The 21,571-nt window shown below is 62.3% G+C and carries 18 protein-coding genes; 12 read left to right on the top strand and 6 right to left on the bottom strand.

Annotation, left to right across the window (positions count from 1 at the left end; translation table 11 throughout):
- Positions 1-31: 31 nt before the first annotated feature.
- A complete protein-coding gene (locus tag ACP7DW_RS19035) occupies positions 32-1,399 on the bottom strand; it encodes a M23 family metallopeptidase (RefSeq protein WP_099760701.1) in 1,368 nt (455 codons plus the stop codon).
- A 154-nt stretch (positions 1,400-1,553) separates the two neighbouring features.
- Here ACP7DW_RS19035 and tyrS point away from each other — a divergent pair, with 154 nt between their 5' ends.
- The 11 genes from tyrS to ACP7DW_RS18980 all read left to right on the top strand — a co-directional run bounded on the left by tyrS (position 1,554) and on the right by ACP7DW_RS18980 (position 10,758).
- Positions 1,554-2,819 (top strand): tyrosine--tRNA ligase, encoded by a 1,266-nt coding sequence (gene tyrS / locus ACP7DW_RS19030; protein ID WP_426056095.1) that lies wholly within the window; start codon positions 1,554-1,556, stop codon positions 2,817-2,819.
- Positions 2,816-3,265 (top strand): D-aminoacyl-tRNA deacylase, encoded by a 450-nt coding sequence (gene dtd / locus ACP7DW_RS19025; RefSeq protein WP_426056096.1) that lies wholly within the window; start codon positions 2,816-2,818, stop codon positions 3,263-3,265. Before tyrS ends, dtd begins: the two co-directional genes overlap by 4 nt.
- Positions 3,266-3,284: 19 nt before the next feature.
- Positions 3,285-3,929, top strand: coding sequence for a YbhB/YbcL family Raf kinase inhibitor-like protein (locus tag ACP7DW_RS19020; RefSeq protein ID WP_426056097.1), 645 nt, complete (start codon positions 3,285-3,287; stop codon positions 3,927-3,929).
- Positions 3,930-3,932: 3 nt separating this feature from the next.
- Positions 3,933-4,577, top strand: coding sequence for a histidine phosphatase family protein (locus tag ACP7DW_RS19015; RefSeq protein WP_426056098.1), 645 nt, complete (start codon positions 3,933-3,935; stop codon positions 4,575-4,577).
- Between the two features lie 118 nt (positions 4,578-4,695).
- Positions 4,696-5,748, top strand: a complete 1,053-nt coding sequence (gene dusB, locus ACP7DW_RS19010; RefSeq protein ID WP_298403336.1) for a tRNA dihydrouridine synthase DusB — start codon at positions 4,696-4,698, stop codon at positions 5,746-5,748.
- A gap of 170 nt (positions 5,749-5,918) precedes the next feature.
- Complete coding sequence (locus ACP7DW_RS19005; RefSeq protein WP_008445162.1) at positions 5,919-6,152, top strand: helix-turn-helix domain-containing protein; 234 nt, start codon at positions 5,919-5,921, stop codon at positions 6,150-6,152.
- A 102-nt stretch (positions 6,153-6,254) separates the two neighbouring features.
- Positions 6,255-7,841: a bifunctional phosphoribosylaminoimidazolecarboxamide formyltransferase/IMP cyclohydrolase gene (gene purH / locus ACP7DW_RS19000; RefSeq protein ID WP_102123178.1), complete on the top strand. Its 1,587-nt coding sequence runs from the start codon at positions 6,255-6,257 to the stop codon at positions 7,839-7,841.
- A gap of 190 nt (positions 7,842-8,031) precedes the next feature.
- Positions 8,032-8,571, top strand: a complete 540-nt coding sequence (gene ruvC, locus ACP7DW_RS18995) for a crossover junction endodeoxyribonuclease RuvC (RefSeq protein ID WP_426056099.1) — start codon at positions 8,032-8,034, stop codon at positions 8,569-8,571.
- Positions 8,572-8,626: 55 nt separating this feature from the next.
- Positions 8,627-9,205, top strand: coding sequence for a Holliday junction branch migration protein RuvA (ruvA, locus tag ACP7DW_RS18990; RefSeq protein ID WP_034784779.1), 579 nt, complete (start codon positions 8,627-8,629; stop codon positions 9,203-9,205).
- A gap of 6 nt (positions 9,206-9,211) precedes the next feature.
- The gene (ruvB, locus tag ACP7DW_RS18985; RefSeq protein ID WP_071079481.1) at positions 9,212-10,267 is read left to right on the top strand and encodes a Holliday junction branch migration DNA helicase RuvB; all 1,056 of its coding nucleotides are present in this window, start codon (positions 9,212-9,214) and stop codon (positions 10,265-10,267) included.
- Between the two features lie 23 nt (positions 10,268-10,290).
- Positions 10,291-10,758, top strand: coding sequence for a YaiI/YqxD family protein (locus tag ACP7DW_RS18980; protein WP_092613064.1), 468 nt, complete (start codon positions 10,291-10,293; stop codon positions 10,756-10,758).
- Positions 10,759-10,825: 67 nt separating this feature from the next.
- Here ACP7DW_RS18980 and ACP7DW_RS18975 read toward each other — a convergent pair whose 3' ends face one another.
- The 4 genes from ACP7DW_RS18975 to ACP7DW_RS18960 form a co-directional block, all read right to left on the bottom strand.
- Complete coding sequence (locus ACP7DW_RS18975; protein WP_426056100.1) at positions 10,826-11,965, bottom strand: OmpA family protein; 1,140 nt, start codon at positions 11,963-11,965, stop codon at positions 10,826-10,828.
- Positions 11,966-11,978: 13 nt separating this feature from the next.
- Positions 11,979-14,279 carry an Ig-like domain-containing protein gene (locus tag ACP7DW_RS18970; RefSeq protein ID WP_426056101.1) on the bottom strand — a complete coding sequence of 767 codons (2,301 nt, stop codon included), beginning with the start codon at positions 14,277-14,279 and terminating at the stop codon, positions 11,979-11,981.
- 275 nt (positions 14,280-14,554) lie between these two features.
- Positions 14,555-15,022 (bottom strand): DUF2147 domain-containing protein, encoded by a 468-nt coding sequence (locus tag ACP7DW_RS18965; RefSeq protein WP_298403372.1) that lies wholly within the window; start codon positions 15,020-15,022, stop codon positions 14,555-14,557.
- A 114-nt stretch (positions 15,023-15,136) separates the two neighbouring features.
- A complete protein-coding gene (locus ACP7DW_RS18960; protein WP_426056102.1) occupies positions 15,137-17,944 on the bottom strand; it encodes a valine--tRNA ligase in 2,808 nt (935 codons plus the stop codon).
- Between the two features lie 490 nt (positions 17,945-18,434).
- Here ACP7DW_RS18960 and ACP7DW_RS18955 point away from each other — a divergent pair, with 490 nt between their 5' ends.
- Positions 18,435-19,490 (top strand): porin, encoded by a 1,056-nt coding sequence (locus tag ACP7DW_RS18955; RefSeq protein ID WP_426056103.1) that lies wholly within the window; start codon positions 18,435-18,437, stop codon positions 19,488-19,490.
- Here ACP7DW_RS18955 and ACP7DW_RS18950 read toward each other — a convergent pair.
- The gene (locus ACP7DW_RS18950) at positions 19,487-21,571 is read right to left on the bottom strand and encodes a putative bifunctional diguanylate cyclase/phosphodiesterase (RefSeq protein WP_426056104.1); all 2,085 of its coding nucleotides are present in this window, start codon (positions 21,569-21,571) and stop codon (positions 19,487-19,489) included. The two genes, ACP7DW_RS18955 and ACP7DW_RS18950, sit on opposite strands and share 4 nt — an antisense overlap.

Below are 21,571 nucleotides of genomic sequence, written 5' to 3'. Positions count from 1 at the left end.
GCCTTTGACGATTGCCCGAAGGCAGTGTTGCTTAGCGCGACGCCAGTGCCGTGTCGTTCGGACGCAGCAGGGTGAAGCGGTGCATCATGTCGGCCGAGACCATGCGGAAGCGGCTCAGCTCGGCGGCCGTCAGTGGTGCCTGGGCTTGTACGTTCAGCTTGCTTGGGTCTTGTGCCACGCCGCCGACGCGGAATTCATAGTGCAAATGGGCGCCTGTGGACCAGCCGGTGGTGCCGACGTAGCCGATCACATCGCCCTGGCTGACTTTTTGACCTTTTTTCAGGCCCGAAGCGAAGCGGCTCATGTGGGCGTAGGCGGTGGTGTAGTTGGCCCAGTGTTTCAGGACAACAACATTGCCGTAGCCGTTTTGGCTGCCGACGGAATCGACCACGCCGTCGCCCGAGGCGCGGATGGGCGTACCCGTTGCTGCGGCGAAATCGATGCCCTTGTGCGCTTTCCAGTTGCCGGAAATCGGGTGCACGCGCATGGAGAAGCCGGACGAGATGCGGGAGAATTCGAGGGGGGATTTCAGGAAGGCTTTTTTGAGGGACTTGCCGTCGAAACTGTAGTAACCGCCGCCTTGCTTGCTGGCTGGGTCTTCGAACCAAACGGACTGGTAAGTCGTGCCGCGGTTGGTGAATTCACCGGCCAGGATACGGCCCGCTCGGACAAATTCGCCATCTTGCCAGAACGTTTCGTAGACGACATTGAAGGCGTCGCCGCGTTTCAGGTCGGAGCGGAAGTCGATATTGGTGGAGAACATTTCCACGATTTGCGCGGAAATCGAGTCTGGCAGGCGGGTGCCGTCCAGGCTGGAATCGGTGGCGGCGAACAGGGTGGAGGTAATCTTGCGCGCGTGCATTTCAACGCGGCGTTCCAGCTGGGCTGCCACTTCCGTGGCCACGAACTTGTCGCCCTTGCGGGTGATCAGGATGTTCTTGACCGATTTGTCCGTGCCGTCGACGAGGGTGGCGCGCATCCAGTTGAGGTCGCCGTTTTCGGTCGTTTGCGCTTGCACGCGCTTGCCCGATTTCAGCAACATCACGCCGCGCGCGATCTTGTCGGTTTTGATGAAATTGGCGGCCGCCGGATCATCCACGCCGAGACGGGTCAGCAACGTGGCGAGGGTATCGCCGGCGCGGACTTTTTCTTCGTGGGTGAAATTCTGGTCTACCTGTTCCATCGCGGAAATTTGCGAGGCAAGATCAGGCATTTCCAGGTTCTGGGCGATGGACGTGACCGGCAAGTCCGATGCGTCGGGTGCCATGGGCGACACAGCGACTGCGCCGAAGGCGGCCACGGCGAGCAGCACTGCGGAGGCGCCGATAATGCGCGCCTTGCGTGTCGTCGTCAGCTGTGTGTACAAGCGTGAGCTTGTGATTTTATGTATAGGGTTCATGCAATCAGTTAAAATTTGCCCTTGAACGTGACCTGAACTAATGCTCTTTGTTATTGTTATTTTGGTTCGTTTTCATACGGCAAGATTGATGGGATCGAGCATTATAACAAACTCCGCAAACCTACTACCATTTTGAGATTTATAGTCAAATTTTATGGAAATCAACACCACCGCATCGCCTGCCAAGGCTAACGCCGCTCAGACCGCACTTCCACTGTCGGACAGAGTACAAGAAGCCCTCGCGATTACCAAGCGTGGCGTCGACGAACTCTTGATCGAAAGCGAATTTGCGCAAAAATTAGCGCGCTCCGAGAAAACCGGTGTTCCACTGCGCATCAAACTGGGCCTGGACCCGACTGCACCCGACTTGCATCTGGGTCACACTGTCGTACTGAACAAGATGCGCCAGCTGCAAAACCTCGGCCATCAAGTCATTTTCCTCATTGGCGACTTCACATCCATGATCGGCGACCCTTCGGGCCGCAACATCACGCGCCCGCCTTTGACCCGTGAACAGATCGAGATTAACGCGATGACGTATTTCGCGCAAGCATCTTTAGTGCTGGATGCCAGCAAGACGGAAATCCGCTATAACTCCGAGTGGTGCGATCCGCTGGGGGCGCGCGGCATCATCCAGCTCGCTTCCCACTACACGGTGGCGCGCATGATCGAGCGCGACGACTTCACCAAGCGCTTCCAGGGCGGCATTCCTATTTCCGTGCATGAATTCCTGTACCCGCTGATGCAGGGTTACGACTCGGTGGCCCTGAAATCGGACCTGGAACTGGGCGGCACGGACCAGAAGTTCAACCTGCTGGTGGGCCGCGAACTGCAAAAGCAGTACGGACAGGAGCAGCAGTGTATTTTGACCATGCCTCTGCTGGAAGGTTTGGACGGCGTGGAAAAAATGTCCAAGTCGAAGAATAACTACATCGGCATCACGGAACCGGGCAATATCATGTTCGCCAAGCTGATGAGCATTTCCGACGTCATGATGTGGCGCTACTACGAGCTGCTGTCGTGGCGTTCGATCGACGAACTGGCGCAGCTCAAGCGCGAAGTCGAAGAAGGCCGCAATCCGCGCGATGCCAAGGTTGCACTGGCGCAAGAGATCGTCGCCCGTTTCCACTCGCAGCAGGCGGCCGAAGATGCGCTGGCCGACTTCGTCAACCGCTCGAAGGGCGGCATTCCCGACGATATTGCGGCAGTGACCCTGGCTGGCGCCCCGCTGGGCATTCCGCAATTGCTGAAACAGGCTGGCCTGTGCCCATCGACCTCGGAAGCCATGCGCAAGATCGACCAGGGCGGCGTGCGCATCGACGGCACCGTCATCAGCGACAAGGGCTTGCAAGTGGCGGCGGGCGAATTCGTGTTGCAAGTTGGCAAGCGCAGTTTCGCGCGCGTCACCCTGACGGCATGATCGCGCTGCTGCAGCGCGTTACCCAGGCGAAAGTCGACGTTGCCGGCGCCACCATCGGCGCCATCGACGCCGGCCTGATGGTGCTCGTGTGCGCCGAGCGCGGCGATACGGAAAAGGAAGCGGACGCCCTGCTGACCAAACTGCTCGGCTACCGCGTGTTTGCCGACGCGGCGGGCAAGATGAACCGCAGCGTGACGGACGTGGCTGGCGGCTTGCTGCTGGTGCCGCAGTTCACCTTGGCGGCCGACACCAAGTCCGGCACGCGCCCGTCGTTCACGCCGGCGGCCGCGCCGCAGGACGGCTTGCGCCTGTTCACGCGTTTCGTGGAGCAGGCGCGCCACCGCCATGCGAGCGTGCAAACGGGGCAGTTCGGCGCCGACATGCAGGTGTCGCTGACGAACGACGGCCCCGTCACCTTCTGGTTGCAGGTCAGCACCAAACAATAACGATAAAGAGGAGCAAGCGATGAAATTGTGGAGCGAGACGTTTCGTGATGGCGGCCTGATGCCGGCCGAGTATGCTTTTGCCGAGATCGATCCGGCCAGCCGCGTGCGCCTCGCCGGTAACCGCAATCCCCATCTGGCCTGGGACGAGGTGCCGAACGGCACCGAGTCGCTGGCCCTGTTCTGCATCGACCCCGATGCGCCGCAAGACGCCAGCCTGGCCAACCGCGACGACCAATCCCTGCCGCTGACGGCGCCGCGCGGCGATTTTTATCACTGGAGCGTGCTCGACTTGCCGCCCGCCATGCGGGTGATTGCCGCCGGGGAGTTTTCCAGCGGCATCACGCCGCGCGGCAAGCCTGCCGCTGCCGGGACCGCTACTGGGCTGCGCCAGGGCATCAACGATTACACGGGCTGGTTTTCCGGCGATCCGGACATGGCAGGCGACTATTACGGCTATGATGGTCCGTGCCCGCCGTGGAATGACGAGCGCATCCACCATTATATTTTCCGCCTGTATGCGCTCGACGTGCCAAAGTTGGCCTTGCCCGAGCGCTTTACGGGGCAGCAAGCCCATGCCGCGCTCTACGGCCACATCCTCGACGAAGCCCAGCTCGTCGTTGCCTACTCGCTCAACCCCGAGCTGGCACTTACCCTGAAGAAATAACGTATGAGCACCACGATCTTACTGATACGCCATGGCGAAACGGCCTGGAATGCGGGCCGCCGCCTGCAGGGCCATATCGACATCGCCCTGAACGAGGCGGGCCTGGCGCAAGCTTGCGCGCTGGGGCAGGCGCTGGCCGATGAGCCGCTGGCCGCCATCCTCGCCAGCGATCTGCAGCGCGCGCAGCAAACGGCGCAAGCCGTGGCCGATGTGAAAGACTTGCCCGTGCAGACGGACCCCTTGCTGCGCGAGCGCTGCTATGGCGCGTTCGAAGGCTTGCTGTATGCCGATATTGCCACGCGCTATCCGCACGAGTATGCGCAATGGCAATCGCGCCAGATCGATGCCGTGATGCCGTCCGGCGAGCGCGAAGCCGAGAGCTTCCGCCAGTTTTACGCACGCGCGAACGGCGCCATCGCCCGCTGGGCCGAACGCTATGACGGTCAGATGATCGCCATCGTCGCGCATGGCGGCGTGCTCGAATGCGCTTACCGCGAGGCGGTCGGCATGACGCTCGACAGTCCGCGCGACTTCCAGGTGAAAAATGCCAGCGTCAACCGTTTTTCGTATGCGGACGGCAAGCTGCATTTGGTGCATTGGGGAAATATCGAACATCTGAGCGCGCCCGCGATGGACGAGCTGGGCTAAGAGCGCTCACAGCGGCCCCATCCTCACTCTGACGCACTGATCGAAAAAAATAGTGCTTATTAATTAGGCAGGGAATCGGTTAAAATAGCAGGTTCCTCCGTCCATTCCAGGTTCTTCAGTGCAAATCGGCCCTCACATTCTGCGCAACAACGTTTTCGTCGCTCCCATGGCGGGCGTGACGGATCGGCCTTTCCGCCAGTTGTGCAAGCAGCTGGGTGCCGGCTATGCCGTGTCGGAGATGGCGGCGTCGAATCCGCGCCTGTGGGCGACGGAAAAAAGCGCGCGCCGCACGGACCATGAAGGCGAAATGGAGCCGAAAGCCGTGCAAATCGCCGGTGCCGATCCGCAAGACCTGGCCGATTGCGCCAAGTTCAACGTGGACCGGGGCGCGCAGATCATCGACATCAACATGGGTTGCCCCGTGAAGAAGGTGTGCAACAGCTGGTGCGGTTCGGCCTTGCTGCAAAACGTAAGCCTGGTCGAAAAGATCTTGCACGCCGTCGTCAATGCCGTCGACGTGCCCGTCACCCTGAAATTTCGCACGGGCTGGAACCGTGAAAACAAGAATGCCCTGACCATCGCCCGCATCGCCGAGCAGGCCGGCATCCAGATGCTGACCTTGCACGGCCGCACGCGCGCCGATGGTTACAAGGGCGATGCCGAATATGAAACCATTGCCGCCGTGAAAGCTTCGGTGGGCATCCCCGTGGTGGCCAACGGCGACATTACCAGTCCGGAAAAGGCCCGCTTTGTGCTTGATCAAACGGGCGCCGATGCCGTCATGATCGGCCGTGCGGCGCAGGGCCGGCCGTGGATTTGCCGCGAGATCGACCATTTTCTGCGCACCGGCACGTTATTGCCGGCGCCGTATGTGGATGAAGTGCGCACCCTGATGGATGAGCATTTGCGCGCCCATTACGCGTTTTATGGCGAATTTCTCGGTGTGCGCACGGCGCGCAAGCACATCGGCTGGTACGTCAAGGATCTGGAAGGCGGCGAGGCGTTCCGACAGCAAATGAACTTGCTGGAGTCGACGGATGCGCAATTGCTGGCCGTGGATCAATTTTTTGAGTCGCAATGGAAATTTGGCGAACGGTTACAATACCGCCTCTCCGAATCCAGTGAAAGTGGTCTGCTCGATGTGATCGAACCTACGGCCACGGCAGCATGAGCAGATAGCAACAAGCAGGGTAAATCAGTGACCAGCAGTACAAGGGCGAGCGCCTATATACAGAGCGTCATGCAATATTAATTACAACACCGAGGCAAGAGGGCAGCACGCGGACCGCATGAGCGGCGCGGCGCCCGATGGCCTGGTGTTCAGCCGGTTGAAGCATAAAAATGAGCAAAGAAAGCATTCAGGAAGTCGTACAGAAAAGTCTAGAAGATTACTTCAATGACCTGGGCGAACAGCAAGCGTCGAATATCTATGACATGGTCGTGCTGACCGTGGAAAAGCCCATCCTGGAAGTCGTGATGACACGCGCCGATGGCAACCAGTCGCACGCCGCGCAGATGCTGGGCATCAACCGCAATACCCTGCGCAAGAAATTGCAGGAGCACGGTTTGCTGTAATGCCGGCATGCAAGTGACGCCAAGATTTGAATCCGCCGCCGCCTCAGCCAGACGACTGAGCGGCGCCATTCGCCAAGAACACTTAACCACCTAGCCACAGCCATGATCAAACAAGCTCTCCTCTCCGTTTCCGACAAGACCGGCGTTCTCGAATTCGCCCGTGCCCTGTCCGCCCTCGGCGTCAACCTCCTGTCCACCGGCGGTACCGCCAAATTGCTGGCCGACAACGGTGTTCCCGTCACGGAAGTTGCCGATTACACCGGTTTCCCGGAGATGCTCGATGGCCGTGTGAAGACCCTGCACCCGAAAGTGCACGGCGGTATCCTGGCGCGCCGTGATTTCCCTGAGCACATGTCGAAACTGGTCGAGCACGACATGCCGACCATCGACATGGTGGTGGTCAACCTGTACCCGTTCCAGGGCACGGTCGCCAAGGCCGATTGCACCTTGGAAGACGCGATCGAAAACATCGATATCGGTGGCCCGACCATGCTGCGTTCGGCGGCCAAGAACCACAAGGACGTGGTGGTCATTTGCGATCCGACCGACTACGACGCCGTGCTGGCGGAGTTGCGCTCGGCCGACGGCACGGCCGGCACGGTCAGCTACGACACCAAATTCATGCTGGCGAAAAAAGTCTTTGCGCACACGGCGCAATACGATGGCGCCATCACCAACTACCTGACCAGCCTGGGCCCGACGAAAGTGCACGCCGAGCGCGGTGCTTATCCGCAAGTGTTGAATGTTGCATTTGAGAAAGTGCAAGACATGCGCTACGGTGAAAACCCGCACCAGAGCGCCGCCTTCTACCGCGACCTCGTCACCATCGATGGCGCGCTGGCCAACTACCGCCAGCTGCAAGGCAAAGAATTGTCGTACAACAACATCGCCGATGCCGATGCGGCCTGGGAATGCGTGAAGAGCCTGGGCGGTTTCGAGCAAAGCGCCGCCTGCGTCATCGTCAAGCATGCGAACCCATGCGGCGTCGCCCTAGGCAAGAATGCGGCCGAAGCGTACGCGCGCGCCCTGCAGACGGACCCGACCTCGGCGTTTGGCGGCATCATCGCGTTTAATACCGAACTGGACGGCGCTACCGCCGGCGAAATCGCCAAGCTGTTCGTCGAAGTGCTGATCGCCCCATCGTTCTCCGCCGAAGCGAAACAGATTCTGTCGAGCAAGCAAAACGTGCGCATGCTGGAAATCCCGCTGGGCAGCGGCGTCAACGCCATGGACTTCAAACGCGTCGGCGGCGGCTTGCTGGTGCAATCGCCGGACGCGAAAAACGTCGGTATCGGCGACTTGCGCGTGGTCAGCAAGCTGCAGCCGACGCCGCAGCAATTGTCCGACCTGATGTTCGCCTGGAAAGTGGCGAAATTCGTCAAGTCGAACGCCATCGTCTTCTGCGGCAATAACATGACCCTGGGCGTGGGCGCTGGCCAGATGAGCCGTATCGATTCGGCCCGCATCGCTTCCATCAAGGCGCAAAACGCCGGCCTGAGCTTGACCGGTTCCGTGGTGGCGTCGGACGCCTTCTTCCCGTTCCGCGACGGCCTCGACGTCGTCGTCGACGCGGGCGCGACCTGCGTCATCCACCCGGGCGGCTCCATGCGCGACCAGGAAGTGATCGATGCGGCGGACGAGCGCGGCGTCGTGATGTTGTATACGGGCACGCGTCACTTCCGTCATTAAGAAGGCGGTCTAAACCTACGGCGCGGCGCGGGGCGCGGCCTGCGATGCTCACTGTGCTATAGCACAGTTGCGCTTCTCGGCCACGCCGCATCGCCGCTCGCTACGGTTTATCCCACCTTCTTTGAAGGTGGTTAAACGGCAGGCACCGGTTATTCACCGGTGCCTGCCGTATTCATTATAGAATCTGGCGATGATTATTCTTGGCATCGATCCTGGCCTGCGCACGACCGGCTTTGGGGTCATTGAAAAACACGGCAACAAGCTGCGCTATATCGCGTCGGGGACCGTCAAGACGGCTTCCGAAGGGGAATTGCCGCCGCGCCTGAAGATCATCCTGCGGGGCGTGAGCGAAATCGTCGGCACCTACCAGCCCGACTGCGCGGCCATCGAAAAAGTGTTTGTCAACGTCAATCCCCAATCGACCTTGCTGCTGGGCCAGGCGCGCGGCGCGGCCATTTGCGCGCTGGTCCACGCCGACCTGTCGGTGGCCGAATATACGGCGCTGCAAGTGAAACAGGCCGTCACGGGCCATGGCAAGGCGGCCAAGGAGCAGGTGCAAGACATGGTGTCGCGTCTGCTGTCACTGCCCGGCTTGCCCGGCACGGATGCGGCCGATGCGCTGGGCGTGGCCATTTGCCATGCCAACAGCATCGATGCGCTGGCCATGCTCGGCGCGCTGGCGCCCCAACTGCAGGGCTTGCGCATGAAGCGCGGCCGCCTGGTCGGATAGCTGCATGGCTCTCATAATCAATAAAAACTACGATACACAACATTAGGAACACGCGATGATAGGCCGTCTCTCCGGTATTTTGCTTGAAAAGAATCCGCCACAATTGCTGGTCGATTGCCAGGGCGTCGGCTATGAAGTCGACGTGCCGATGAGCACCTTTTACAACCTGCCCCACGTGGGCGAAAAAGTCGTGCTGTTCACGCACCAGGCCATCCGCGAAGATGCGCATCTGTTGTTTGGTTTCGGCAATGCGGCCGAGCGCGCCGTGTTCCGCCAGTTGATCAAGATCACGGGCGTGGGCGCGCGCATGGCGTTGTCGATTTTGTCCGGCATGACGATTGCCGACCTGGCGCAGGCGATTACTCTGCAGGATTCGGGCCGCCTGGTGAAAGTGCCGGGCATCGGCAAGAAGACGGCCGAGCGCCTGTTGCTGGAACTGAAGGGCAAGATCGGTGCCGATCTCGGCCCGCTGGGCGCACATGCGGCGCCCGATGCGCAATCGGATATTTTGAACGCGCTGGTCGCGCTCGGCTATTCGGACAAGGAAGCGCTGGCCGCCGTGAAGAACGTGCCGGCTGGCAGCGGCGTGTCGGACGGCATCAAACTGGCGCTGAAAGCGCTGTCGAAAGGCTGATAACGCATGAGCATCCAGACCGATATCTTCACGGAGCAGCGCATCATCGACGCGGCGCCCATCTCGCACAACGAAGAGGCGATCGAACGGGCCTTGCGCCCGAAGCAGCTCGACGAGTACGTGGGACAGGAAAAGATCCGCGACCAGCTGGAAATTTTTATTACGGCCGCGCGCCAGCGCAAGGAAGCGCTCGATCACACCTTGCTATTCGGCCCGCCTGGCCTGGGCAAGACGACTTTGGCGCACATCATCGCGCGCGAAATGGGCGTCAATTTGCGCCAAACCTCGGGCCCCGTGCTGGAGCGCCCGGGCGACCTGGCCGCGATTTTGACGAACCTGGAAGCGAACGACGTGCTGTTTATCGATGAAATCCACCGGCTGTCGCCCGTCGTGGAAGAGATTCTGTATCCGGCCCTTGAGGATTATCAGATCGACATCATGATCGGCGAAGGTCCGGCTGCCCGTTCCGTGAAACTCGATCTGCAACCGTTTACATTGGTGGGCGCCACCACGCGCGCCGGCATGCTGACCAACCCGCTGCGCGACCGTTTCGGCATCGTTGCACGGCTGGAGTTTTATAACACGAGCGAATTGACGAAGATCGTCACGCGCAGCGCCGCCTTGCTGAAAGCGCCGATCGACCCGGAAGGCGCGCATGAGATCGCCCAGCGCGCGCGCGGCACGCCGCGCATCGCCAACCGCCTGCTGCGCCGCGTGCGCGATTTCGCGGAAGTCAAAAGCAATGGCGAGATCACCAAGGTGGTGGCCGACCGCGCACTGGCCATGCTCGACGTCGATTCCGCCGGCTTCGACGTGATGGACCGCAAGCTGCTCGAAGCCGTGCTGTTCAAGTTCGGCGGCGGCCCCGTCGGCATAGGCAATCTGGCGGCGGCCATCGGCGAGGCGGCCGATACCATCGAAGACGTGCTGGAACCGTACCTGATACAGCAAGGTTTCTTGCAGCGCACGCCGCGTGGCAGGGTCGCCACGCCGGCCGCCTACCTGCACTTCGGCGTCAGCGCGCCGCGCATCGGCCCCGGCGGCGAAGCGTGGGAACTGTGATGGCGGAAGCTGCTGTGCCCGGTATGCAGATCTGGATCGACGCCGATGCCTGTCCCGTGGTCATCAAGGAAATCCTGTACCGCGTGGCCGACCGCCTGGAGTTACCGCTCACCCTGGTGGCCAACCAGGGCTTGCGCGTGCCGCCTTCGCGTTTTATCCGTACCGTGCAAGTGCCGTCCGGCGCCGACGTGGCCGACCAGGAAATCGTGCGGCTGTTGAATCCCGGCGACCTCGTCATCACGGGCGACATTCCGCTGGCCGCCGACGTGCTGACCAAGGGCGGTTTTGCGCTCAATCCGCGTGGCGAGTTTTACACGAAGGACAATATTGCCCAGCAACTGACGATGCGCGCCTTCATGGAAGAGTTGCGCAGCGGCGGTGTGGACACGGGCGGCCCGGCCGCTTTCAGCCAGTCCGACCGGCAGCAGTTCGCCAACAGCCTGGACCGGCATCTGAGCAAGCATCACCGCAAGCCGGCGCCAGCGCAATAAGCGGTGGACAAAAAAACGGTGGACGAAAAAAAACCGGCGCAAGCCGGTTTTTTTATGCGCATGCAACTTAACGCGCGACTTTTCTCGTGCCCACCACTTCCACCGTTACACGGCGGTTCTTGGCGCGGCCGGCGGCAGTCGTGTTGTCGGCCACGGGCTGCGTTTCTCCCTTGCCTTCCGTGTAGACGCGGCTCGTCTCGACGCCTTGCGCCACCAGGTAAGCCTTGACGGCTTCGGCGCGGCGCTGCGAGAGCTTCTGGTTGTAGGCGTCGGAACCGACGGCATCCGTATGGCCGACCGTGACGATGACTTCCAGGTCCATGCCCGTCAACTGGCTCAGCAGCTGGTCGAGTGCCGCCTTGCCTTGCGGCTTGAGTGTCGATTGATCGAAATCAAACAGTGCTTCCGACGCAAATGACACTTTTTCCGACACGGGGGCTGGCGCCGGCTTGGCCTCGATCAGCGGCGCCGGCATGGCGACGACAGGGGCGACTTCGGGCGCCGGCTGGTAGGCTGGCGTGGCGCTGGCCGGGCGGCCCAGTTTATACACGAGGCTGACGGAATACAGGTCCGCATCGCCGCGGTTGCCGACGGCGTCGTTCAGGCGATAACGCTCGACTTCGCCGCGCAGGGCCAGCGCTTCGCTGAACTTGTATTCCAGGCCCAGGCCCAGCTTGGCGTTGAGCTTGCGCTCGCTGGCATGCGTATTGGTCGAGCCCAGCAGGCGGTTGCCGCTGAATTCCGTGTTGGTCTTGGTGTAATGCATGCCGACCCGGCCCAGCAGGGACAGGCGCTGCGACAGCGGCAACTGGCCCAGCAAGTCCAGGTTCACGCCGCGAAAGCCCGCTTGTCCGTTCAGCACGCCGTTGCCGCTGGTGGTCGACTTGAAGTCGAACTTTCCCAGGTCAAAGTAACCGGCTTCCACGGCGAAATACTGGTTCAGTTGACGGCCGACAAACAGTTTATAGCCGGTGTCGCGCTGGTCCTTGGTAAAACCGGTGACGGTTTCGCCGTTGGCGGCCAGGCTGGCGCGCAGGCGCGGCTCATCGATGGTGGCGCGCGACTGGCCCACGCCCGCGCCGATGTACCAGGCGCTGTTGGCCCAGTCCGGGTTGATGAAAGTGTTGTCCTGCGCCTGCGCCGCTTGCGCTGCCAGCAGCGAGGCCGTCATCACGCTCAGGGCGCCCAGTGTGTGTGCGATAGTCATGGTCATGTCCCGATTATTTGGTGATCTGATTGTTGCGCAGGGTCACGGCGGCAGCCGTCAGCACGCGGCCATTGAGCAAGGTCGTGTTGTCGCCCACCGTGATGGCGGCCGACTGGCCCAGGATATTGCCCTTGAAGACGCTGTTCGCGGCCAGGGTGGTCGGGCCGACGGGCAGCCAGCTGACGTTGTCCGCGGTGGCGCCATTGTTCAGGGCAACGATGGAGTTGACGGTCGAATCGAGCGTCAATGCCGTGCGGAAGATGTACACGCCAGGACCGTTCAACGTCAGCGTCCCCGTGATGCTGATGGCGCCCGCATAGCAGTACACGCCGGGGCCGAAGGTCTGGCCACCGAGGTCGATGCCGCCGGCAAAGCTGACGTCGCAAGTGCGGCTATTGCCGTCCGTGATCGCCGCTTGCAAATCCGTCATGGCGCCGGCCAGGATGGCACCCGACTTGTAGTTGGTAAAACCTGCCGCCTGGGTCGGGTCGACCGTTTGCGAAGGCGCACCAACGTCGCCCCGAATGAGCGTGGTGCCACCCGAATTGTTGGTGATCGAGGTACCGGCCAGCACGCCGAATGGCGCCGCGCGGCCCAGGACGATCGGGTTCAGGACGGGCGGGATGGCGGTGACGGTCAGCAGCGCGCTGCCTGTTTGACCGCCAAACGTGGCGCTGATGTTGCTGGTGCCGGTGGCGACGCCGGTGGCGACGCCCGTATTCTGGACGGTTGCCGTTGCCGCTGTAGCCGAGCTCCAGGTGGCGCTGCCGGTGATGATGGCATTCGAGGTGTCCGAATACGTTGCGGTGGCGATGAATTGTTGCTGCGTGCCGACGGCGATGCTGGCAGTGGCTGGCGTGACGGCGATGCTGACCACGGTGGCGGCAGGCACGTTGACGGTGGTGCTGGCGTTCATGCCGTTGAAGCTGGCAGTGACCTGGCTGGTGCCTGCGGCGACGCCGGTGACCAGGCCATTGCTGGCGACGCTGGCCGAAGCCGGGGTGGCGGCAAGGAAGGCGCTGCTGGCGGTCACGTCAACGGTCGAGCCATCCGAATAGGTGGCAATGACGGCCAACTGGCGTGTTGCGGCGATCTGCACCGTCGGGTTTTGCGGCGTGACGGCGATTGACGCGAGCACTACGGGCGGCACAACCACCGCCGTCACCGTCAGGGCGGCGCTGCCCGACAGGGCGCCTGAAGTGGCCGTGATGTTGGCGATGCCGACTGCATTGCCGGTCGCTATGCCCGTATTGAGCACGGTGGCCGTGGCAGGCGCTGAACTGGTCCACAGGGCGCTGGCGGTGATGTTGGCGGTCGAAGTATCCGAATACGTGGCGGTGGCGATGAATTGCTGCTGGGCGCCTACGGCGACGCTGGCGGTGGCCGGCGTGACGGCGATGCTGACGATGGTGGCGGCAGGCACGTTGACGGTGGTGCTGGCGCTCTTGCCGCCGAAACTGGCCGTCATGACGCTGGTACCAAAGGCAACGCCGGTGACGCGGCCGCTGCTGGCGACCGTGGCCGCCGCTGGCGTGACTGACACGAAGCTGCTGCCGGCCGTGACGTCGGCCGTGCTGTTGTCCGAGTAGGTGGCAAGGACGGCCAGCTGGCGCGTCGCGGCGATCTGCACGGTAGGGTTTTGCGGCGTGACGGCGATAGCCAGCAAGGTCGCTGGCGTGACGGTCAGCACGGTGCTGGCGCTGAGCGTGCCCGCGGTGGCCGTGATTTGCGTGTTGCCGGCAACCTTGCCCAGTGCCAGGCCGCCAGCGGCGATGCTGGCCGTGGCGGGATTGGCAGAGGCAAAGGCCGACACGGCCGTGATGTCGCGCGTGGCGCCGTCGCTGAAGCTGCCGCTTACCGCGAATTGCTGCGTTGCGCCGATGGCGATGGCTGGCGTGAGCGGTGTGATGGCAATCGCCGTCAAGGTGGCCGGCGAGACGGTCAGCTGGGCCGCCGCGCTCTTGCCGCCGAACGCGGCGCTGATGTTGCTGTTGCCGGCAGCGATGCCGGTGCTCATGCCCGTGGCGGCATTGACGGTCGCGCTGGCAGGCGTAGCCGACGTCCAGGCCGCCTTGGCGCTGACGTCTTGCGCGGAGCCGTCGCTATACGTGGCGATGGCCGTGAATTGCTGGCCGGCACCGATGGCGACCGTCGCCGTGGCTGGCGTGACAGCCAGGCTGGACAAGGTCGCCGCCGGCAAGCCGAGGATGGGATCGCGTCCCTGGTCGCCGCCGCCGCAACCGGCCAGGGTGGCCATGGCCAGAAAACCGGCCGAGACGAGCAGCGGGTTCAGATATCGCTTGAAGAGGTTCATGTGTGTTCCTTTGTGCATGGCAGTCACTGCCGGGCATCCGCGGATGAGGTCATCCGGCAGAGCCATGCCGCCCGTCGCTACAGGGCGATGGCGTCACAGGCATGCACTATTTCATTTAGGAAACTGGAGGTATGTGCGCTGGCGCGCTTAGCTTGCTCGTACTTGGAAATACGTTGAAATGAGAGGAATTCGGCCTGGAAAACAACAGCGGTGGCGCCGCTGGACGCAAAAAAGCCGGCGCAGGGCCGGCCTCATCAGGGCAGGGCGTGCGTTGCTTACTCTGCGCGCACCCACGTCTGCGAGCGGCCAAACATCGGCACGCCGACATAGCCGCGCACTTGCAGCTTGGTGCCGCCTTCCGTCAGTTCTGCCTTGCTCTTGTAGGTCTTGCCATTGGCCGGGTCCGTGATTTCGCCGCCCGTCCATTCCTTGCCATCATATTTCAGGCCGGACAGGATCACCATGCCGACGATGGGCTGGTCCTTGTTGGCGCCCGTGCACTTGTCGCACTTGGGATTCTGGTCTTCGTCAGGGCCGCGGAACAGCTTGTCGATCTTGCCTTGCAGGACGCCGTTGTTTTCCGTGATGACGATGAGCGATTTCGGCTTGCCGCTGGCGTCGTCGATGGTTTTCCACGTACCGACGGGGGTGTAGTTGCCGTCGCGCGCGGTGGCGCTGCCGGCGATGGCCAGGGCGGCCATCATGATGCTTGCTGTGATGCTTGTTTTGAATAGTGTATGCATTGCCAGTCTCCAATGGTTTTTTTTGATCGGGGCACGAACAGTTATATACCAAGGCAAGACCAAGAGTGCTGCGCGGCGTCACTGGGACGGCCGCGCAATCCTTCCAAACTTGCCTTATGCGCTGGCTAGTTTAGCAAACTGTTCGCGCAATTTTTCAATTGTGGCCGAAAAACTGAGCAAACGCTCGTTTTCTTGCGCAACGATGGCGGCCGGGGCGCGCGCGACGAAGCTTTCATTGCCTAATTTGCCATTCACTTTGGCAATTTCTGCTTCGATACGGGCGATTTCCTTGCCCAGGCGTTCGCGTTCTGCAGCCACGTCGATTTCCACTTTCAGCATCAGCTTGGTGGTGCCGACGATGGCGACGGCCGCTGGCGAGTCTGGCAGCGCATCGACGATCTGCACCTCGGCCAGTTTGCCCAGCGACTGGATGTACGGTGCGTACGAGGCCAGCGCGGCCTTTTCCGTCGCATTGCCCGCTTCGACGATCAGCGGCACGCGCACGGAAGGCGAGATCTGCATTTCGCCGCGCAGGTTGCGCGTCGCGTCCGTCAAGGCTTTCAGCTGCTGCATCCACGCTTCGGCCGCTTCATCGATCTTGTCGGTGTTGGCGATCGGGTACGGCTGCATCATGATCGAATCACCTTCAGGCTTGAGCGTCTTGCCGGCCAAAGGCGCCACCGTTTGCCACAGCGCTTCCGTGACGAACGGGATGATCGGATGGGCCAGGCGCAGCACCACTTCCAGCACGCGCAGCAAGGTGTGGCGGGTGGCGCGCTGCTGGCCTTCCGTGCCCTGTTGCACTTGCACCTTGGCCACTTCCAGATACCAGTCGCAATACTCGTCCCAGACGAATTTGTAGATGGTGGCGGCGATATTGTCGAAACGGAAGTCTTCAAAGCCCTTGGCCACGTCCAGTTCAGCGCGTTGCAGCAAGGAGATGATCCACTTGTCCGCTTGCGACAGGTCGGCCTCGTTCGGCGTGCAATCCTTGCCTTCCGTATTCATCATGACGAAACGCGTGGCGTTCCACATTTTGTTGCAGAAGTTGCGGTAGCCTTCGCAGCGGCCCAGGTCGAAATTGATGTTGCGACCCAGCGAGGCATAGCTGGCCATGGTGAAGCGCACGGCGTCCGTGCCGTAGGCCGAAATGCCGTCCGGGAATTCCTTGCGCGTCGCCTTGGTGATCTTTTCCGCATCGCGCGGGTTCATCAGGCCGGTGGTGCGCTTGACGATCAAGCCTTCCAGGTCGATGCCGTCGATCAGGTCGATCGGGTCCAGCGTGTTGCCCTTCGACTTGGACATTTTCTGCCCCGTCGAATCGCGCACCAGGCCGTGCACGTAGACGGTTTCAAACGGCACCTTGCCCGTGAAGTGCGCCGTCATCATGACCATGCGCGCGACCCAGAAGAAGATGATGTCGAAACCCGTCACCAGCACGGACGACGGCAGGAAAGCCTTCATGTCCGGCGTTTCTTCCGGCCAACCCATGGTCGAGAACGGCACCAGGGCCGACGAGAACCACGTGTCGAGCACGTCGTCGTCGCGCTTCAAGGGGCCCGTGCTGCCGGCGGCCAGCGCCTTGGCTTCCGCTTCGGCTTGCGTTTTCGCAACGAAGATATTGCCGGCGTCGTCGTACCAGGCCGGAATTTGATGGCCCCACCACAATTGGCGCGAGATGCACCAGTCCTGGATGTTGTTGAGCCACTGGTTGTAGGTGGTGCTCCAGTTTTCCGGCACGAACTTGATTTCGCCATTGGCGACCTTGTCCAGCGCCGTTTCCGCGATCGATTTGCCGGGGAAGAAGGTGCCTTCCGGGGCAGGTTTGCTCATGGCGACAAACCACTGGTCCGTCAGCATCGGCTCGATGACGACGCCCGTGCGGTCGCCGCGCGGCACCATCAGCTTGTGCGGTTTGACCTGTTCCAGCAAGCCTTGCGCATCGAGGTCGGCGACGATCTGCTTGCGCGCGGCGAAGCGGTCCATGCCGCGGTAGGCCTCGGGCGCGTCGTCGGTGATCTTCGCGTCCAGGGTCAGAATGACGATCTGCGCCAGTTTGTGGCGCTGGCCGACGGCGTAATCGTTCATGTCATGCGCCGGGGTGATCTTCACGCAGCCCGTGCCGAATTCCTTGTCGACGTATTCGTCGGCGATGACGGGGATTTCGCGGTCCGTCAGCGGCAGTTTGAGCATCTTGCCCACCAGCGCTGCGTAGCGCTCGTCCGTCGGATCGACGGCCACGGCCACGTCGCCCAGCATGGTTTCAGGACGCGTGGTGGCCACAGTCAGGAAACCGCTGCCGTCGGCCAGCGGGTACTTGATGTACCACATCGAGCCGTCCTCTTCCTCGGACACCACTTCCAGGTCCGAGACAGCCGTGCCCAGCACGGGGTCCCAGTTGACGAGGCGCTTGCCGCGGTAGATCAGGCCTTGCTCGAACAGGCGCACGAAGACGTCGGTGACGACTTTCGAGCGCGGTTCATCCATCGTGAAGTATTCGCGCTGCCAGTCGGCCGAGGCGCCCAGGCGGCGCATCTGGCCGGTGATGATGGAGCCGGATTTTTCTTTCCATTCCCACACTTTTTCCACGAATTTCTCGCGGCCCAGGTCATGGCGCGAAATCTTTTGCGCGTCGAGCTGGCGCTGCACGACGATTTGCGTGGCGATGCCCGCGTGGTCGGTGCCGGGTATCCAGGCCGTGTTGTGGCCCAGCATGCGGTGGTAGCGGGTCAGGCCATCCATGATGGTCTGGTTGAACGCATGGCCCATGTGCAGCGTGCCGGTGACGTTCGGCGGCGGCAACTGGATGCTGAAGGAAGGTTTTCCGGCATCGAGGGTGGCGGTAAAGTAACCGCGCTGTTCCCACTCGGTGCGCCAGAATTGTTCAATGTCGGCGGGCTCGAAAGACTTGGCTAATTCCATGATTTGGCGTGTGATTGGCAAAAGGAACCATTATAGATGACACGGCATCGCCTGCAGCGTGGCAACAGCCCTTTTTCAGTGTTTTGGCGGCTTTGCGGGCCATTTCCCAGCAACAGAACGGGGATGGAAGGGCTGCCGATGTTATAATGCTGGCCTCGGCGCCACCGCCCTATCTTTGCGGACGGCGCCAGCAGATGCAGTTTTATCGAACTCGCGTCCGCGTCACACGGCCAGCGCATCTGCGATGCCAGCCACCTTCAGCGCGTCCCCTTCGGGCCGGGCGCCTGAGCCACGCGCACCGCCAGCGGTGCACCATTCACGGCGCAATCAAAGCGGCGCGTCCATTGCACGCCGCTGCCGCCACAGCTTAGCCAGGATCTTTTGTCCGGCGCGTCGTCTTTTGATACGGCATCCCCCGCATGGCGCCTTGCCGCTTGTGGCCTTGCCGTGGCCGCCGCTTTCCTGGTTTCGCTTTTACAAGGAAATCATCATGAAAAAAATCGCCATCTTTGCCGGCCTTGCCACCACCCTGGGCGCCTTGCCTGCCGCGCACGCCCAGTCGTCCGTCGATTCGTCTTCCGTCACCCTGTATGGTTTGATGGATGCGGGCCTGGTGCAGGAAGGCGGCGTCAGCAAGCTCACCAGCGGCGTATCGGCCGGCTCGCGCCTTGGCGTGCGCGGCACGGAATCGCTGGGCAATGGCTTGCACGCCGTGTTCACCCTGGAAGCCGGTGTCCTGAGCGATACGGGCCGCTCCGACCAGGCAGGGCAATTGTTCGGCCGCCAGGCGTTTGTCGGCATCGACAGCCCGTTGGGCATGCTGACCGTGGGGCGCCAGTACAACCTGCAAAGCCAGGCGCTGACCGACGTGGCCGACCCGTTCGAAGGCGGTCTGGCCGGCGCGGCAACCAACCTGGCCGGCTATTCGGCCACGCGCATCGACAATACCGTGCGCTACACCTCGCCCGAGCTGCGCGGCGTCACCGCCACCGTGATGTATGGCTTTGGCGAACATACGGGTGTGGTGGCAGATCAGCGCTCGCTGGGCCTGGCCCTCGGCTATGTCAACGGTCCATTGACCCTGCGCCTGGCGCGCCAGAGCCGTGCCGGCGAGCCGGGCAAGGCCGCTGCCAATAACACCATTCTGGCTGGCAACTACAACTTCGGCGTGGCCACGGCGTTTGCCGGCTATGGCCGCAACACGGGCGATGGCAGCACCATGTTCTTTGCGGAAAATCCGTACGGTGCGGCGCAGGCGCCGGCCCCGTCGACGGACAGCCGCGATGCCATCGTCGGCGTGTCCGTGCCGCTTGGCGCGACGACTTTGCTGGCCTCGTATGTGCACAAGGATGACCGCAATGCGGCCAACCGCGATGCGCAGCAGCTGGCCGTCGGCGCCACGTATGCCTTGTCCAAGCGCAGCAAGGTTTATGTGGCCTATGCGCACATCCGCAACCGCAACGACGCCGCCTACATGGTGGGTAATGCGACGGAAGTGGGCACGGGCAACCGCGCCTTCAACGTCGGCCTGCGCCACGCGTTTTAAGCAGCGGCCAGCATGCTGCCGTCGTGCAGCAGCGCTTCAAAGGCGGGCACGCTCAGCGGGCGGCTGAACAGATAGCCCTGCATCTGGTCGCAGCCGTGCTGGCGCAGGAAGGCCAGCTGCTGCGGCGTTTCCACGCCTTCGGCGATGACTTTCAGACGCAGGCTGTGCGCCAGTGAAATGATGGCGCGCACGATGGCTGCGTCGTCGTCGTGCGTGATGTCGCTGACGAAGGTCTTGTCGATTTTCAGTACGTCGATGGGGAAGTGGCGCAGGTAGGCCAGGCTGGAATAGCCGGTGCCGAAGTCGTCGATGGACAGTTGCACGCCCAGCGCCTTCAGGTTGGCCATGATGGCCGTGGCTTGTTCCACGTCATGCATGACCATGCTTTCGGTCAATTCCAATTCCAGATCGGCAGCGGCCAGCCCCGTTTCGGCCAGCGCCTGCGCCACCGCATGCAGCAGATTCCTTTGCTTGAATTGCCGCGCCGACAGGTTGACAGCCAGGCGCAGCGGGCCATGGCCGGCCAGCTGCCAGGCGCGCGCCTGGGCGCATGCGGTGCGCAGCACCCAGTCGCCGATGGGGATGATCAAGCCCATTTCCTCGGCCAGGCCGATAAAGCTGGCCGGTGCGATGCGCCCCAGTTGCGGATGTTGCCAGCGCAGCAGCGCTTCCATGCCCACCACCTTGCCGCTGGCCAAATCCAGCTGGGGCTGGTATTCGAGGTGGAACTGCCCCCGTTCCAGGGCGTGGCGCAACTCGCTCTCCAGTCCCAGCCGCTCCAGGGTGCCCGCATTCATGGCCGAGGCATAGAATTGCCAGTGGCCCCGTCCCAGTTCCTTGGCGCGGTACATGGCGATGTCGGCGTGCTTGATCAAGGTATCGGCATTGTCGCCATCGTCGGGATACACGGCCACGCCCATGCAGCAGCTGAGAAAAAATTCATATTCGCCCAGTTGCAGCGGCTGCGCCACGGCGTCCTGGATGCGTTGCAGGATGGCCACGCCCGGTTCGCCATTGCCATGTTGGGGCAGCAGCAGCACGAATTCGTCGCCGCCCAGGCGCGCCACCGTGTCGACTTCGCGCGTGGCGTCGCGCAGGCGCTCGGCCACGCTTTTCAGCACAGTGTCGCCCGCATCGTGGCCCAGCGTGTCGTTGACGAATTTAAAGCGGTCGAGGTCGATGAACACCACCCACAGGGGCAGGCCGCTGCGCCGCGTCACGGCCATCGCCTGCTCCAGCCGTTCACGCAGCAGGGCGCGGTTGGCCAGTCCCGTGAGGACGTCGTGCCTGGCCTGAAATTCCAGTTCCTGTTCGAAGCGCATGACGGTGCTGATGTCGTATTGCGCCACCACAAAGTGGCTGACGGGGCCATCGCCATCATCGCGCACGGGCGCGACGAACAGCTCGCTCCAGTAGCAGCTGCCATCCTTGCGGAAATTGCGCACGATGGCCTTGCCTTCGCGCTGTTCGCGCAGGGCCGCAGTAATCTCATGCATGTCTTGCCGCCCCTGTTCGGGTCCCTGCAAGTCTTCCAGGCGTTGGCCGATGACTTCGCCAGCCGCATAGCCGGTGATGCGCTCGAAGGCGGGATTGACGTATTCGATCAGGTAGCCCGGCGCGTCGGCGCTGCACAGGATGATGGCATTGGCCGACACTTCGATGATGCGTTCGCGCAGCCGCAGCGACTGTTCATTGTGCATGCGCGCGGCGATGTCTTCGGACAGGCGCAAATTGGCAAACTGCAGCGCCGCCGTGCGTTCGCCCGTGATGCGGGCAATCACGGAGTTGCGCGTGACTAGCTGAAACACATACGCCGTCGCCAGCAGGCTCGACAATAATCCGCCCAGCAGCACATACAGGGAGCCGCGATGGTTCGCATCCAGGCTCATGCCGTTGGCCGGCAGCATGGCGGCGCGCAGCGTGTGACCGCTGGCGTGGTACTGCAGCAGCAGCCTGGCGCTTTCCGACTCGATCTGGCGCGCCGAGACATAGCATAGCGCCGTCAGGCACAGCCCGACCGCCAGCGTGATCAGGGCCGAGGTGGAAACGGAAATGGAAATGCGTTTGAAGAATGATTGCAT

This window comes from Janthinobacterium sp. PSRC1-1 (assembly GCF_049897525.1).
GTDB classification, from domain to species: Bacteria; Pseudomonadota; Gammaproteobacteria; order Burkholderiales; family Burkholderiaceae_D; genus Janthinobacterium; species Janthinobacterium tructae.
This window is presented reverse-complemented; position numbering and strand designations above follow the sequence as displayed.

Bases quoted from the DNA above. Each gene is read 5' to 3' on its own strand.
- ACP7DW_RS19035 (WP_099760701.1), bottom strand. From the start codon at position 1,399: ATGAACCCTATACATAAAATCACAAGCTCACGCTTGTACACACAGCTG.
- tyrS (WP_426056095.1), top strand. From the start codon at position 1,554: ATGGAAATCAACACCACCGCATCGCCTGCCAAGGCTAACGCCGCTCAG.
- dtd (WP_426056096.1), top strand. From the start codon at position 2,816: ATGATCGCGCTGCTGCAGCGCGTTACCCAGGCGAAAGTCGACGTTGCC.
- ACP7DW_RS19020 (WP_426056097.1), top strand. From the start codon at position 3,285: ATGAAATTGTGGAGCGAGACGTTTCGTGATGGCGGCCTGATGCCGGCC.
- ACP7DW_RS19015 (WP_426056098.1), top strand. From the start codon at position 3,933: ATGAGCACCACGATCTTACTGATACGCCATGGCGAAACGGCCTGGAAT.
- ACP7DW_RS19005 (WP_008445162.1), top strand. From the start codon at position 5,919: ATGAGCAAAGAAAGCATTCAGGAAGTCGTACAGAAAAGTCTAGAAGAT.
- purH (WP_102123178.1), top strand. From the start codon at position 6,255: ATGATCAAACAAGCTCTCCTCTCCGTTTCCGACAAGACCGGCGTTCTC.
- ruvC (WP_426056099.1), top strand. From the start codon at position 8,032: ATGATTATTCTTGGCATCGATCCTGGCCTGCGCACGACCGGCTTTGGG.
- ruvA (WP_034784779.1), top strand. From the start codon at position 8,627: ATGATAGGCCGTCTCTCCGGTATTTTGCTTGAAAAGAATCCGCCACAA.
- ruvB (WP_071079481.1), top strand. From the start codon at position 9,212: ATGAGCATCCAGACCGATATCTTCACGGAGCAGCGCATCATCGACGCG.
- ACP7DW_RS18980 (WP_092613064.1), top strand. From the start codon at position 10,291: ATGCAGATCTGGATCGACGCCGATGCCTGTCCCGTGGTCATCAAGGAA.
- ACP7DW_RS18975 (WP_426056100.1), bottom strand. From the start codon at position 11,965: ATGACTATCGCACACACACTGGGCGCCCTGAGCGTGATGACGGCCTCG.
- ACP7DW_RS18970 (WP_426056101.1), bottom strand. From the start codon at position 14,279: ATGAACCTCTTCAAGCGATATCTGAACCCGCTGCTCGTCTCGGCCGGT.
- ACP7DW_RS18965 (WP_298403372.1), bottom strand. From the start codon at position 15,022: ATGCATACACTATTCAAAACAAGCATCACAGCAAGCATCATGATGGCC.
- ACP7DW_RS18960 (WP_426056102.1), bottom strand. From the start codon at position 17,944: ATGGAATTAGCCAAGTCTTTCGAGCCCGCCGACATTGAACAATTCTGG.
- ACP7DW_RS18955 (WP_426056103.1), top strand. From the start codon at position 18,435: ATGAAAAAAATCGCCATCTTTGCCGGCCTTGCCACCACCCTGGGCGCC.
- ACP7DW_RS18950 (WP_426056104.1), bottom strand. From the start codon at position 21,571: ATGCAATCATTCTTCAAACGCATTTCCATTTCCGTTTCCACCTCGGCC.